Raw genomic sequence first — 14,763 nt, 5'->3', positions numbered from 1 at the left:
GGGATTTCTAAACTACCTTCCACTGCTATGGGTTCAAGTGATAATTCACTTTTGATGCTGAAAAAACAAATTGAGCCAGTTTACACCTTTAGATTTTTTTTGAATAGGCTCGATCCCGACGAAAAAAATTCGCAACATTTGAAATCGAACGAACTGAGTATATCTCGAACCCAAGCGAGCTTTTATGAGTTTCCGACAAAAAATATTCTTAATCCTCAGCGCAAGTCAGCTGTTTCTTGTTCTCATTCTCGCGTTCACTTTCATCCAGATGATCGACCGAGTCAAAAACGAACCGCAGGATAAACGCGCCCTCGACAAATCCGTAGACTTCCAAAAAGAGCTCAGGCATAAGGAAGAAACGATTCGTTTTATGCTGAAGGAACTGGAACGAAATTCGAAAACGCTTTCCATCTTAGAATCCGGTTCGAACAACCGCGCCATCTTGGATTCTCAAAGAGAATACTTTTTGGGAATTATGAAACAATACGACCTTTCCATTTTCGAAGTGATCTCCGCCTCCGGAAAAGTCGTTTATCGTTTTCACAGACCCGCTGATTTCGGAGACGATAAATCCAAACAAAAAATCGTCCAAGAAGCGCTTAACGGTAAAATCGCGTCCACTCTCGAACTCGGTCACAGCGGCCTGGGACTTCGTGTAACATCGCCTCTGCGAAACGGCTCGCTAGTTTTGGTGGGGCAGGTCGTAGACCAAAAGTTCACGGAGAACATCACGGGTTCCACGGACGTCCACATGGCGATCTACGAAAAGGACAAACAGATCTCCGTTTCCGGCGATCGAATCCAAAATTATCTGAAAAATCACCCGCCTTCCTCGCTCAAAAACGGTTCCAGATTCGCCTTTGACGGAAAGTATTATTATCTCACGAGAATTCCATACGAGAACAAAGGTCTCACCAATTTAGCACTTGAATTCGTTCTTATGATCGACGAAACGGAGCTTCATACAACGACTCAAAATCTCTGGATTTACTGCGGTCTTCTCGCGCTTTCGATCTTTATAGGAATTCTTCTCGTATCGTATCTCTTTTCGAGGGACATCATCAACGCAGTCAAAGCGTTGAACTTTGCGATGAAAAATCCTTCCGAAGACGAGACCACGATCATCGATTTGGATCGAACGGACGAGCTCGGTCAGATGGGAGAAGTTTTCGTACACATGAAAAAAGAACTTCTGGATCATCAGCTTTTTTTGGAAAGAAAGGTCGAAGAAAAGACCCAAGAACTACAAGATACTCTGAGCGAAGTCCAAGCCTTAAAGGAAAAACAGGACGGGGATTATTACCTCACCTCGCTTCTGATCCAACCTTTGACGGCTCTTCGTTATCTGGATGAAAACACAAAGATAGAATCCATTCTCAAACAGAAAAAGGAATTTCAGTTTCGTACGAAAAATTCCGAGATCGGAGGAGATCTCTGTTCGATCCAAGAGATCACTCTGATGGGGAAAACTTATCTCGTCATTCTCAACGCGGACGCTATGGGCAAATCGATCCAAGGCGCCGGCGGCGCTTTGGTGATGGGAACCGTTTTTAAGGCGATCATCACAAGAACCCAACTCTCTCGTTCCAATCAGAAAAAAACTCCGGAAAAATGGTTAAAGGACTGTTATACGGAACTCCAGAACGTCTTTGTCACGTTCGACGGAAGTATGCTCGTTTCCGCGGTGATCGCGTTATTCGATCAGGAAACGGGAGCATTGTATTCGATCAACGCGGAACATCCCTGGATGGTTCTCTACAGAGACGGAAAGGCGAACTTCCTGGATCACGAACTTCTTCTTCGTAAGATCGGCTTTACGGAAAACGCTTCGGAGCCGATCATCCGGGTGTTTAAACTAGAACCGAACGATTTTGTTTTTATCGGTTCGGACGGAAGAGACGATCTCCTTTTAAAAAGACCCGGATCGGAAGATACTTTTATGAACGAGGACGAAACCCTATTCTTACGACTCGTCGAACTCGCAAACGGAGACCTCTGGGATCTGGAAAAACTGCTTCATCACGCCGGAGAAGTCACGGACGATCTCTCTATTATGAAAATCGCATATAAGACCGAGACGGAACTTCCGTTGCAAAAGATTCCTTCAGCGGGAGACGAATACAATCGTCTGGTAAAAGAGGGAATTCAGGAAATTCGAAAGAAGAATCTGAAAGTCACGAGAGATCTTTTCGAAAAGGCGCTTTTGATCAGCGACGCCGATCCGGGTCTTTACAAACAACTCGCAAGAATCTGCATCAATCAAAAGGATTTTTCGGCTGCTGCGGGTTATTCCGAAAGTTACGTGAGTAAGTTTCCGTTCGACAACGAATTCTTATATTACACTTCTTTTTCGTTGCGTAAGATCAAAGAATATTCCAAAGCGATCGAATACTCGGAACGGCTCCGTTCCAGAGAACCGGAGAATATCCGAAACCTAAAACATCTCGTAGAACTTTACAGACTCGTCGGGAATCGTTCGAAGTTTCGTTTTATCATGACAAACCTAAAAGCCCTCGTCGCGGAAAAAGAAGCCAAAGACGAAGACTACGATCAAGACGTTTCTTCCGAAACGATTTTGGTTTAATTTTAGAACGCGGAGCGTTCGATTCTTACCGATCCAATTTTCGAAAAAGAATCGAACCTCTTTTCAGTCAAAAATATTCTTCGCAAAAACGTTCTCCTTTCCTCGGGAATGATCCTGTTCGAAATTCTTCCTTCGAAAAAATAATTCACCGCAAAAACGCCCTCCCCTCTAAACGGAAACAAAAGATCGAAAAAGCCCAAAAATGGGTTTCTGTTTTCCAAAGGATCTTGTATTTGGATCATTCAATGCCTTTGGAGAGATTACAATCCGTCAAACGAGTTCTCATTTTAGGGAAACGAACCAAGTTCGAGTTGGATTTAGAAGAATGGGGTTCTCTCAATGCTCTGGAAAAAATCTACAAAATTCAGAACGATTCCTTTGCGAGAATTCACGAATCGCATCTGAGACAGGTCGCAAATCGGGAGACCCTCAAAAAACTCTTCCCCGAAAGCACCTTTATCTTTCGTAAATCTATGGAAGAGTTTCCGCCTTCTTCTTTCGACCTCGTGATCGCACTCGGAGGAGACAATCATTTTACCTACGTGGCCCACCACGCGGTCGATACGCTCGTCCTGGGATGTAATTCCGACCCTCCTACCTCGGTCGGCGCGCTTCTCTCCTTTCACGTCGAAGATATCAAGGAAGCCTTGGAAACCAGTTGGAAAAACGCGAGGATCGAAGAATGGCCCTTGATCGAAGTGAAGATCCATTATCCGGACGGACGAAAGGTCAGCACTTTACAGGGAATCAGCGAGATTTCGATTCGGAACAACAGCCCCGATCTTACGAGCCGATTTTTTATCTTTCATGGGAAAGAGATGGAAGAACAGAAATGTTCCGGACTTCTTGTCTATACGGGCGCCGGTTCCACGGGTTGGGTTATGTCCTGTGAAAACAAGGATACAAGTTTTGACAAACAATCCCCGTTTTTCAAAGTCTATTGTAGAGAGCTTCGGAAAAAGGAACAAACTCGATATACTCTCGACCATTTTACGGTCACGGACAGTTTTAGTCTGATTTCCGAAATGAAGGGCGGAATTTCGATCGACTCGCTCGCGGAAACGATTTACGATTTTCCACCCGGCGCAAAAGCTGAATTTAAACTCTCTGAAAAAAAATTACATGTAGTGGTTCGTAAGTTATGAGTCAATTGAGCATCAAAATAAAAGAGACATCTGCGGGAATTTTCGTCTATACGCTCGATGGAAGACTGGATGAAAGTAGTTTTACAGATTTTAAAAATGACATCATCGATCCTCCCCATCCGGACGTCGTCATTCTCAACCTCGCAGAATTAAAATACATTTCCAGCTCGGGAATCCGCGCCATCTTCGAACTCAGAAACAAACTCGCAAACGAAAGTAAAAAACTCCTCCTCACCGAAGCTTCGGACAAGGTCATTCAAATTTTCAACCTTCTGGGTTTGTGGAAACCGTTCACACATCTGGAATCCGAAGCCGAAGCGATCGAAGTCGCCAAAAAATAAATTCGATCTACTTTAGATAAATCGCAACTACTCCGGATTTCGGGACGGAGTTTCCTCCGTGCGGCCAATGGCTCGTAGGATTTTGATAATCTTTCGTGGTCTCGCCGGGATGTTGTACGGAAACAAACAATTCCTTTTCGTCCGGAGCGAACCATAGCCCCGTGAGTTCGGCTCCGATCGGAGCCGAAGCGAATTGAAACGCTTTCCCCGAATCCGCTCCCGAAGTCGGAATCACAAACATCGCGTTGTTTCCGAATTTCTTATATACGGAACGATTCAGATTTTTTTGGGAAACGTCGGTCACCATCCAAAGATTTCCTTTTTTGTCAAAGGCGAGATTGTCCGGCGCTGCAAACCCCGATCCGCGTCCGCCCGCAGCAAAAACCTCGAAATCGAATTCCAATCCGGCGTGATTGCCCGACTTTTCCTGGATTCTTAGGATCTGACCGAAAAAATTTCCGTGCGAATCGTTGTTCGTCATCGCGATAAAAACCGTTCCGTCGATGGGATGAATTTCTATGTCCTCCGGTCGATCCATCGGAGTCGCCCCGCAAATTTTTGCCGCGTCCCTGCAATAGACAAGAACGTCAGCCTGGGACGAAAATCGTGCCTTACCGTTTTCTAATTTAGAATTTCTTAATACGTCGTTGTTTTCTATATCTAGAGGAATCCAAGTCCCTTTCTCGAAATTGGCCGCGTACAGAATCCCTTCTTCCAAAAGATTCGAATTCCCCGCGCCCAGAGAAGGATCGTAAGAATGTTTTGAGACAAACTTATATACGAACTGATCTTTCGCGTCGTCGCCCATATAGACGACTAACTTCCCTTCCGGAGACAAAACCAGGGCCGCGTTTTCATGGGAGAATCGTCCTAGGGCGGTGTGTTTTACCGGCGTGGATTTGGGATCGAATGGATCGACTTCGATCACCCAACCGTAGTGATTTTCATTCGGGAGTTTGCAAGGTTCGATCACCCACTGCACGTTTTCTTCGCAGGAAAGAATCGTGTTCCAGAATGTCGTTCCTCCCGCGCAGTTGGCGAAAGTTCCAAAAGCGCGTTTTGTATTCCCGACAGCCGGACTTCCGGCGGCTGGGCCCGTTAGACGAAATTCAGTCAGACCGTTGATTCTTCTTCCGTATTTAGAATCCGGAGACATCTTCCAATCTCCATTCTCCTTAGATACGCGCAGAACGGAACCGCCTAACGCGTAGAGATACTGTTCGATCTGTTTATCGGTTCTCAGATTCGGACCTTGTTTCTGACTATCGTAACCGTTAACATAGTATTCCAAAACTCCGAGCGTCTCGTGATTGTTCCAAAGAAGTCCGACGTCTTTTTTCCCGCTAAACGGAAGATAACAATTAAAGTCGGAATTAAAACCGAAAGTATCTCCTTTCGGGTTGATACGATCTCCGAAGAGTGCGATCGTATTGTAACGATATCCATCGGGAAGAATCAAAGAATCCTGTTCGCTCGCGGAGATCGGTTGAAACTTAGGAAAAGAATTTTTGACGGTTGGAATGGAAGGTTTGTTAAAATTACGTTTGCCGGAACCGAAAAGGTTTCCGGACTTTGCAAGAGCTAACGCTCCGATTCCCTTCCCTAAGTATTCTAAAAACTGGGATCGAGTCAGTGTCATACGTCTAAGTTTTCAGAAACTACAACGATCGCCATCCTGAATTTCTCGATCCCCTTCGATTTTATCTGGTTGTAATAATCCGAAGGAATTGGAAACTATCTGACAGAACTTGATTCTTCGCTTCCATGAATTCATCTTCCTATTCAACTCCGTTTTATAAAATTCTTTTCGTGCTCGGGTTGGGTTCGATCCTTTTTTTTCTTCCCTTTTATCTTGTAGTCACGGAAGAAAACAAACATCTTGATCAGATTTATCAGAGTTTGAGAGAACCGGGTGCGACCGTCTTCGGAACTCTGACGGAATCGGTTCGTGTCGAAAAGTCGGGCAAACGCGCCTACCTCGTTTCGTATCGGGTTCCGGACGAATCCGGAAAACTTCACGAGGTCACCGAGCAAGTCGATGAAAATCTCTATCAGAGACTTCGAGTGGGCGACAGTATCGAAATCCGCAGAAAAACTTTCGAAACCTTCGGGAAGATCCGAGTTTTGGCGAGAATCAAAAAGAATTCCCTCTTTATCAGCGACTTCGACTTTTTGGAAATTTTCGCTCTTACGGGGCTTTGTTTTTCAGCGATCCTGATATTAACCGGAATCTATTATAGAATTTTCAGGGATCGGGTAGCTTGATAAAAAAAGGATTTTCTTTTTTAAAAATCAGCTGCACCTGATACGGCTCCATCACATAACGCGAAGGATTCATTTCGTAGGAAATATAACAGAAATATTTATCATAGATTACGATATACATATATTCCTGAAATTTGATGTGCTGCATCTGATTTTTAATTCCGCGCATCCAGATAGAATCCGGTTGGACTCGATCAAAACGAATGCTGGCGGATTTGATTTGTTTTAGATATTCGGGTGGAGTCGCCGGTTCTCTTCTTCTAAGCTCCAGCTTAAAGGAACGAATGAGGTTGTATTCCAACTTTGCTTTTTCCAAGGAATCGATATCCGGAATCGTCCGGAAATAATATTCGTAGTATTCCTTGTCCAAGGAAGCGGCATTCTTATGAGCTTCTCCGTTTTCTTCCGGCGCCCTCGAAATGGGCTGAGAAGTTGGAGCTGCGGGCTCATCTGCGTAGACGATCCCAGAAAGAATCAACAAAAGGAAGAGTAGTTGTATCCGAAGTCGGTCCATAAAACGCACATTATATGTATCGGACCGACTTCGGAATTCCAAGCTTTTTTTCCGGGTTTTTAGGAAGCGCTTAACTCCTCTAAGGTTGCCGTGGTCCGTTTGAGATACTCCGCAAACTCCGTTTCCCCGAAAATTTTCGACGAAAGGAGCGCCATATCGTAGACCGTTCGGGTCAACTTAGCCGCCTTTTCGGGGTTAGGTCCTTTCGAAAGCGCAAGGATGTTTTTCACCAGCGTAGAACGTGTGTTGAGAATCAGCGTATGATTTTTTAGAAGATCCATCGGCTTTTGACCGCCCATCAGATTCATCTCACTCAAACGACGCAAGTGTTCCGGAAGAAGAACCACTGCGGGAACTCCCTCCGCTTTGAGAGGTTCGGCTTTGATTTCCAATCCTTCACGTTTGAGGGTTTGTTCAAAACATTCTTTCACACGGTCCGCTTCGGTTTTATTTTCGGAATCGACCAAGGTGGATGCGCTTTCTTTGTCCACAACTCCGTCCGCGAGTTCGGCATCCACTCTTTGAAACTTCATCTCGGAATTTTTCGATTCGATAAATTGGACAAAGTGAGAATCGATTCTGGAATCCACAAGAATCGCCTCCAAACCCTGCGACTTAAGAAGATCCATATAAACGGAAGAAGTCTCCGCTTCGTTTGCGTAGAAGACCTTTCCTCCGTTCTTTTCCTTATTTTTGTTCCAATACTCGTCCAGGCGAACGATATCTCCGTTCGAGGTTTTGAAGAATACGAGATCCTTTGCGGCTTCGTAGAACTTATCGTCCGTGAGCATACCGTATTTCACAAAAATGGAAATTTCTTCCCAATTCTTCTTAAACTCTTCCTCGTTCTTTTTGAATTCCTCGTGAAGACGATCCGCGATTTTTTTGACGATATGCGCTGAGATTTTTTTGACGAGAGGATCGCTCTGAAGATAAGACCTCGACACGTTCAGCGGAAGATCAGGAATGTCGATCGTCCCTTTAAGAACTGTCAAAAACTTAGGCACCAATTCGTTTGCGTCGTCGCTTACGAATACGTGGTTACAATAGAGTTTGATACCGGATTGATTTACGTCGAGCTCGTGTTTTAGTTTAGGAAAATATAATATTCCCTGTAACCGAAAAGGATAGTCCACGTTGAGATGAACATGAAAGAGAGGCTCCCCCGAAAACGGAAAGAGGTAGTTGTAAAATTCGTCGTATTTTTCCTTCGTGACCGAGGCCGGAGTTTCGGACCAAAGAGGCGTCTGTTTGTTTGCTTGTTCGGTTTTTACATAGATCGACACGGGAAGAAAATCGCAGTATTTACGAATGAGCTCCTTTAACTTCCACTGATCAAGATATTCTCCGGAATCTCCATCGAGATGAAGCGTGATCTTGGTTCCACGAGTTGTCTTATCGGAAGCGCGAAGAGAAAACTCGGTTCCCGATTCGCTTTCCCAGATAACTCCCGTCGATCCCTTTTTGTAGGACTTGGTTTCAATAACGACCTTAGTCGAAACCATAAAACAGGAATAAAATCCCAAACCAAAGTGGCCTATAATTTCGGGTTTACCTCCCTCTCCTTGAAATTTTTTGACAAATTCTTCGGCGCTGGAGAATGCGATTTGATTGATGTATTTCTGAACTTCTTCGGAACTCATCCCGATTCCGTTGTCTTCGATCGTAAGAATTCTTTTTTCCTGATCGAAATCGAGATCGATTCGGTAATCGGTGCCGCCTTCGAACTCTTCGGAAAGGGAAATTTTTCTCAACTTAGTGATTGCGTCGCTTGCGTTGGACACGAGTTCTCGAATGAATATGTCTTTTTCGGAATACAACCACTTCTTAATAATCGGAAATATGTTCTCCGTTTCTACGGAAATTCTTCCTTTGATTTCTTCGCTCATTTAAGTTTCCTCCTTTAATTTTTTAACGATCGTCTGTGCGATTCTAAGCAGATTCTTCTTCCCATCGGAGTTCAATCCACGGGAAATTTCGACAAAGTTGGATTCCGTTCGGGAAATGTTTGCCAGAAAGGAAGCGTCCGATTCAGAGATCCCCTTTGACAGCAGAGATTGCTTTAATACCAAGCCTCTTTTGATTCCTATCAGTAGGTCAAGCTCTTTTAAGATCGGGCCTCCGGAGATTCGGACGAACCCCGGAATCCATTCTAAAACGTTAAAATCGATTTCCGATTTTCTTCTCCGAATCCAGATCGAAAAAACAACTGCGAGAACTAACAGAAGACCCAAAGAAAATAATCCGATCCGTTTTAAAGAATCGGTTGCGGATTCCTCATCCTCGTTTTTGCCGATCGTAAATTTTTTCTTTTTAGACTCGGCGAGAACTTCCACGGATGGAAATTCTAAAATCGACTTTTTGTAAATCCCCGAATCCGGATCGAAGTAGACAAAGGACTTGGGTTCTTCCTTCCAGATTCCTTTTTTGGTCATCGGAATTCCATATTCGAATTTCACGGTGGAATAAAAACCGTAACCCGAGTTTTCCAATTCGGTAAATTTCCAAGACCTGCGTGTGTCATACAACGTGGCTCGTGGAAAACAATTTTTACCTCCGTTGCAAGCGGAGGAAAAAGGATCGGAAACCGAAGATAGATTCCCTTCTCCTTCTATGATAACCGTGAGATAAAGAGTATCGCCGACCGCGATTTCGGAGGGATCGTTTTTGAGTTTTATCTGAGTTTTGAACTTCCCCACTCCTCCGCTGAATTGTTCTTCGGTTTTAGGGAGAGGTCGCACCGAGATCTGATTCGGAATCGTAGAAACCGTCTTTACGTTAAAGTAGGATTGAAGCTGTCCTTCCAAAGAGAACGTGGTTTTTCCGAGATAAAATTCTCCGGGACGAAGAGGAATGAGAGAATAGATTTCCTTGTTGTAAACAGCGACGTCGTAGACGTTTCCTTCGTATAAAATCTGCTCGGGAATTTTTACGGCAACACCGGATAAAACTTCGCTTCTAAAATAAGGGAATTGAATCGAGTCCGCGGGGTTACGATCGAAATAGGGTTTTCTTACGTCGCGATAGTATAGCGTAAAATATCCGATGATCGGTTCTCCGATCCAGGCTTGTTTTTTACTCGTCTGAAACAAAACGCGGAGGTCCGCGTTTTCCGGAAGGTCCTCCCCTTCGAACTGAAAGAATCGATCGAAAAAAGATCCTCCTCTGCTCTTCGCGGTCTGTGTTCTTGCAAGAATCTGAACTTGAACGGAGCCGGGTGTAAACGGTTTGCCGTTGACTTCGATACTCAGCTGAGGGAGTTCAAACGTTCCTTGTTTGGAAGCTTTGATTCTAAACTTCAAAAGTCTTTTTCGAAAAACTTGAAAGTTGATGATCGTAGTATTCTCTTCGATGCCGGCGTAAAAAACCGTAAGATCTCCGTTGGAAAAAGAGTTTTGAGGGATTGTGTATTTGGAATTGAGATCCATCTCGAAGACGGCGTAGGATTCCTCTCCGAGATGAAACATGTTTCGTGTAACGTAGAATTTGATCTCCTCCGCACCGAGCGCGAATGGACCGAAAAGAATTAGGACGAAAAGAATTCGTTTCACCAAAAGACCTCTCTGTCCCGGCTCTTCCTGCTCTTCCTTCGGATTTGATTGAGATCCAAGGAATCCAGAATTCTTTTGGCTTCTTCTTCGGTTAACTTCCCCTTTTGATCGCGGGGAGATTCTCCGATGACGTCGCCGTTTGAGGAAGGATCGTTCTGATTCTGCGGCTGATTTCCTTTTTGTGAAGGAGAATTTTTCGGATTTTGATTAGAAGAATTCGGAGTTTTGTTCTGAGAATTTTGGGGAGGCGGATTTTGCCTCAGGTATTCCAGATTTTTTCTGGCTTCTTTGAGATCCGGATTGAGCTTGAGGGCCTTGATGTATTCTTCCGCGGCCTTCTTTCGATCTCCCGCGCGCATATAACTGTTTCCTAAATTAAAACGGGATCTCCACTGCACTTCCGGAGAAGAAGAACCCGCCGACTTTTCAAAATGGCGGATCGCCTTGTCCAAATTTCCGGACTTGAACTCCGCGGCTCCTCGGTTGAACTCCAGTCGAGGATCGTCCGGGAAATAAGTTTCTGCCTCTTGGTATTTCCGAAGCGAATCGAGATATTCTCCCTGATTGTAGTGTTCCAACGCTTCGCTGATTCGATTCCCGCCCGGATCCAACTCCACCGCTCCCGCCGGAGCCAAAACGATCAAACACATGAGAATTACAATATATTCTAAAATACGAATTCGTTTCACGCTGCGGCCTCCCCTTTTCTTTTGGAGAATAAAAACGTTTCCACAAATATCCAATCCAAGAGCATACAAAGAATCGCCGCGAACAAAAATTTACCCGAACCTTCCGCTCGTTTGAGATCCTTTTTCCGAGAATAAAGATTTTCCTCCAAAGTACGGATCTCCTTTTGAAAAGACTCCACAACCGGCGGATTTGTTTCCAGAGAATACAGGGATCCGTTGTTCTTTTTCGCGAGTTCCCGTAAAAAGGAAGAATTCATCTTCGACTGGATTACTCCGGGCACGTTCGCGTTCGGACTCAAGGTTCCGTCTTTCAAAAGATAACCGCTCAGTCCCGATTCTTCGTCGTTGTATGAGATCGGGCCTCCGGACTCCGTTCCCGTCGCCCAGATCTGAAAATTCGCCGGAAAAAAAACGAGTTCCGGATCGTTCTGATCTTCCCCGTCCGTTACCAAGATCAAAATTCGATTGCGAAACACTTTCTCCGAGTTTAGCAGATCTTCCGCTTTTTGAAAGGCCTTCTTTAGATCGGTTCCCCGATCCCCCACCATATCCACGTCCAGTCCTCGGACATAATCCGAAAAAGCCGCCACGTCCGAAGTCATCGGACAATAGAGAAACGGACTCGCGGCAAAGACGATCATTCCAAAACGATTCCCCTCAAGGGAAGGCAACATTCTCAAAAGGATTTCTTTGAATTTTGCGAGCCGGGTCGGAGCGTTGTCGACCGCCTGCATGGAAAGACTGACGTCCACGAGAAAGAGGATATCGACTCCTCGGAAGGATTCCTCCTTTTTTTCGTCCTTATAATCCGTTTTCCATCCAGCAAAAAAAATACAAATCAAGGCGATAAACAGGAGAAAAATTCTCGCGGATACGAAAATCGCTTTTGGAAAAGAGGAAGTCCTCTCCAATCCGGGATACTGAATCCTCCAATTAGAAACTTTATAAATCAAGTATATTCTAATACTGGAATATATGGACCAAAACGCCAGAACCGCGTAGAAAATATTCTTTAGATACGACGAGAACTCGTGACTCATACATAATACCGAAACACAAACGATCGAAAAATCAGGTCCAAGAGTAAAACAACGAGCGCTCGATAGAGCCAAAGTTCGTATTCGGTTTCTCGGACTTCTTTCGGAGGCGCCGCGAGAGGATCCTTTTCCAAAGAGTCGATGGATGCGAGAACTTGTTTCATCTCCTCGGGATCTTCGGCCCGAAAGAATTGGCCTCCGGTGTTCGCCGAAAGTTCTTGTAAAATCTCAAAATTGATCTCGTAAGAGCTGTCTTCCTTTCCGATTCCGATGGAATAAATTTTGGCTCCGATATGTTCGGCAAGATCCGTAGCGGTGACCGGATCAATCTTACCTGTATTGGAAACGCCGTCCGTGATCAATACGATGACCCTCGAACGAGCGCGAGAGGCGCGCAGACGATATGTGGAGAGGATGATGGCGTCTCCGATCGCAGTTCCCTGCTCCGCTACGGTTTCTTCTTCGATCGTGCCCAGAATTTCGTTTAAAGACTCGCGATCTCCCGTAAGCGGGGCCTGCAAATACGCGGCGCCTGCAAATACCACAAGACCAAGACGATCATTCTGACGTTTTTCGATAAAACGACGAAGAAGTTTTTTTGAAACTCCCAACCTTGTTTCCGGAAGAAAGTCGCGGCTCCTGGACATAGATCCCGAAACGTCGAGAGCGATCATGATATCCACTCCTTCTTTTTCATCGGGAAGAAAAGTCACCTTTTTTCCCGGGCCTGCAAGGGCTACGATGAGAAAGCTGAGTGCGATCGGACGAAACAATGGAAGAAGAATTCCGAATCTTTCCAGTTTTGAGAAGGAACCCGTCCTCCTTCCCGGAAGACGGACTTCCATTCTCTGAAGATACATTCTTCTTTGATAATATATCAAAGTCCAGACCCAAACCGGAACAAAAAATAAAAGTGCGTAAGGATATTCAAAATTCATGATTTATCCCAGGTTTCTTTCCAATGAAAAAATTTATCCTCGGCGTCTTCTTTTGTAAGGAACGTTTCTCCGGGTTTGAATTTTTTTTCGATTAAGAATTTTTTCCAAGACTGGAGTTCTCTTTCTTCAAAAGGAAATTGATCGTATAAAAACTGAAAAAGTTCGGCCTCGGTAAAAGAGGCGGTTTTTCTTCCGGAAAGATTGGCCGCCTTTTCCCGGATATAACCTGATAAAAGCCTCGCGAATTCTCGAGCGGGAATCGGGTCTTTTTTTAGGAGTTTCTGGAGACGGATTTCATACACTTCCATTCTTTCCAGTTGAGGAGTCGTTTGTATGATCGCATCCAAAGGAGAAGATTGTCCCGCATACAATCGGAACGCGTAAATTCCGAACGCGAGAAGAATTCCGAAAAGAACCAGGAAAACAAGAAGCCTTCCCAGATACGATCCGGAAAAACTCAAAGGAGGAATGATATCGGAAGGCCCCGTGTCGGAATCGGAAAGAGCGGAATTTACGAGAACTTTTTTTTGAGATAATTCGCGTTTCCCGTTGGAAAGAATCCAAGAGACCGGAATCGAAAATTCTCCCGTTGTATAAAAGGAAATTTCAAGCGCGATACTCGTATCTTTTTTTTCGGAAAGAAGAACTTCGAACCAGGGTAAATCGGGAACCCCTTCCGCAAAATGAATCCCGACCTGAGGCGCGACAATCTCCTTGATTTCTCCGGCGGTCCATTTGAGCTCGTATCGAACCTTCTGCGCGACCAAAACCGCGTCCGGAGAAAGGGTTTCTACGGCTTCTCCCGCAAGCGAGGAAGAAAACATTAGAATCCAAGAATATACGATAATTTGAATTCCGTTTTTCATTTCATAAAATACCGAACGATTTTTTTCGTATCCGGTTCCGAGTCGGTAAGATCCAACAAGGAGCCTTGAAAAAAAGAATTTAAAGTTTTAGTTTCATATTCCGGGGCAAGCGTTCTTGCAAAAAGACCTCCTGTTTTTTCCTCTGGATCCCTCGTGTAAAAAAAGGAAAGAAGCGACTTCGGGGTTTCCATTTCAATCGGATCCCTAAAACGAATCGCGTGGAGAGAATAGAGTTTTCTTAAGCTGGAATATTTTTTGAGAGATCCGATCCCAATGAAGTCGCTTAACAAATATACTTCCGCGTGTCTGTGAACGCGGTTTTTTAGATAACGAAACGGTAAAAGAGGATCGGAGATTCTTTCTACCGATTCTTTCTTGAATATTTTTTGAAGCGTGGGAAGAAGTTGGTCTCGTGAACGGAGAAAGTCCGTTTCCCATTCTACCTTGTCGCTAAAAAGGATAATCTTGACTCGATTCCCCTTTTGGACATAGAGCAAGGAGAGAAGCGCCAAGACCTGAAAGGCGTTTTCGGATCGCGAAAATTTTCCCGAACCGAATTCCATAGAACTGGAAACGTCGTAGAAAAGAATCGCCTGTCTTTCTTTTTCTTCGTAGAATTCCCGGACATAGAGTTCTCCAAAACGGGAGGTCACATTCCAGTCGATTAAACGGGTGTCGTCTCCGAAACTGTAAAGACGAACGTCCTTAAAGTCGAGACCTCTTCCGCGTTTCGAACTTTCCGCGCTTCCCGCCTTCTCCCGAAAGGATCGAGTTCTTCGACCCAATTCGAGGCTCGAAAGAATGGATAAGAATTCTTTACGAATCATAAAGTA

At 44.7% G+C, this 14,763-nt stretch carries 13 protein-coding genes; 4 read left to right on the top strand and 9 right to left on the bottom strand.

What is annotated here, in order from left to right:
* Window positions 1-184: 184 nt before the first annotated feature.
* The 3 genes from JWG45_RS13025 to JWG45_RS13015 all read left to right on the top strand — a co-directional run bounded on the left by JWG45_RS13025 (window position 185) and on the right by JWG45_RS13015 (window position 4,070).
* On the top strand, window positions 185-2,584 hold the full coding sequence (locus tag JWG45_RS13025; protein WP_205280122.1) for a SpoIIE family protein phosphatase: 2,400 nt from the start codon (window positions 185-187) through the stop codon (window positions 2,582-2,584).
* Between the two features lie 245 nt (window positions 2,585-2,829).
* Window positions 2,830-3,729, top strand: coding sequence for an NAD(+)/NADH kinase (locus tag JWG45_RS13020; RefSeq protein WP_205280222.1), 900 nt, complete (start codon window positions 2,830-2,832; stop codon window positions 3,727-3,729).
* A complete protein-coding gene (locus tag JWG45_RS13015; RefSeq protein ID WP_205280121.1) occupies window positions 3,726-4,070 on the top strand; it encodes an STAS domain-containing protein in 345 nt (114 codons plus the stop codon). The genes JWG45_RS13020 and JWG45_RS13015 overlap by 4 nt, the downstream gene beginning before the upstream one ends.
* A gap of 7 nt (window positions 4,071-4,077) precedes the next feature.
* Here the strand turns inward: JWG45_RS13015 and JWG45_RS13010 are convergent, their stop codons facing one another.
* Window positions 4,078-5,709, bottom strand: coding sequence for a PhoX family protein (locus JWG45_RS13010; protein WP_205280120.1), 1,632 nt, complete (start codon window positions 5,707-5,709; stop codon window positions 4,078-4,080).
* A 125-nt stretch (window positions 5,710-5,834) separates the two neighbouring features.
* Between JWG45_RS13010 and JWG45_RS13005 the strand changes: the two genes are divergently transcribed.
* The gene (locus JWG45_RS13005; RefSeq protein WP_205280119.1) at window positions 5,835-6,335 is read left to right on the top strand and encodes a hypothetical protein; all 501 of its coding nucleotides are present in this window, start codon (window positions 5,835-5,837) and stop codon (window positions 6,333-6,335) included.
* Here JWG45_RS13005 and JWG45_RS13000 read toward each other — a convergent pair.
* Genes JWG45_RS13000 through JWG45_RS12965 form a run of 8 tightly spaced genes read right to left on the bottom strand, consistent with a single transcriptional unit; the run spans window position 6,316 to window position 14,757 of the window.
* Window positions 6,316-6,891 (bottom strand): hypothetical protein, encoded by a 576-nt coding sequence (locus tag JWG45_RS13000; RefSeq protein WP_205280118.1) that lies wholly within the window; start codon window positions 6,889-6,891, stop codon window positions 6,316-6,318. The genes JWG45_RS13005 and JWG45_RS13000 overlap by 20 nt on opposite strands.
* 17 nt (window positions 6,892-6,908) lie before the next feature.
* Window positions 6,909-8,738, bottom strand: a complete 1,830-nt coding sequence (gene htpG, locus JWG45_RS12995) for a molecular chaperone HtpG (RefSeq protein ID WP_205280117.1) — start codon at window positions 8,736-8,738, stop codon at window positions 6,909-6,911.
* Window positions 8,739-10,400: a BatD family protein gene (locus JWG45_RS12990; protein ID WP_408611633.1), complete on the bottom strand. Its 1,662-nt coding sequence runs from the start codon at window positions 10,398-10,400 to the stop codon at window positions 8,739-8,741.
* Window positions 10,397-11,089 carry a TPR repeat-containing protein BatC gene (batC, locus tag JWG45_RS12985; protein WP_205280115.1) on the bottom strand — a complete coding sequence of 231 codons (693 nt, stop codon included), beginning with the start codon at window positions 11,087-11,089 and terminating at the stop codon, window positions 10,397-10,399. The genes JWG45_RS12990 and batC overlap by 4 nt, the downstream gene beginning before the upstream one ends.
* Complete coding sequence (batB, locus tag JWG45_RS12980; protein WP_205280114.1) at window positions 11,086-12,129, bottom strand: VWA domain-containing protein BatB; 1,044 nt, start codon at window positions 12,127-12,129, stop codon at window positions 11,086-11,088. The genes batC and batB overlap by 4 nt, the downstream gene beginning before the upstream one ends.
* The gene (gene batA / locus JWG45_RS12975; RefSeq protein WP_205280113.1) at window positions 12,126-13,064 is read right to left on the bottom strand and encodes a VWA domain-containing protein BatA; all 939 of its coding nucleotides are present in this window, start codon (window positions 13,062-13,064) and stop codon (window positions 12,126-12,128) included. The genes batB and batA overlap by 4 nt, the downstream gene beginning before the upstream one ends.
* Window positions 13,061-13,930: an LB_053 family protein gene (locus JWG45_RS12970; protein WP_205280112.1), complete on the bottom strand. Its 870-nt coding sequence runs from the start codon at window positions 13,928-13,930 to the stop codon at window positions 13,061-13,063. Before JWG45_RS12970 ends, batA begins: the two co-directional genes overlap by 4 nt.
* Window positions 13,927-14,757 carry a DUF58 domain-containing protein gene (locus JWG45_RS12965; protein ID WP_205280111.1) on the bottom strand — a complete coding sequence of 277 codons (831 nt, stop codon included), beginning with the start codon at window positions 14,755-14,757 and terminating at the stop codon, window positions 13,927-13,929. The genes JWG45_RS12970 and JWG45_RS12965 overlap by 4 nt, the downstream gene beginning before the upstream one ends.
* Window positions 14,758-14,763: the final 6 nt, after the last annotated feature.

The organism is Leptospira ainlahdjerensis, assembly GCF_016919175.1.
Taxonomy (GTDB): Bacteria; Spirochaetota; Leptospiria; order Leptospirales; family Leptospiraceae; genus Leptospira; species Leptospira ainlahdjerensis.
Note: the sequence above shows the minus strand (reverse complement) of the source record. Positions and strands in the feature narration are given on the sequence as shown.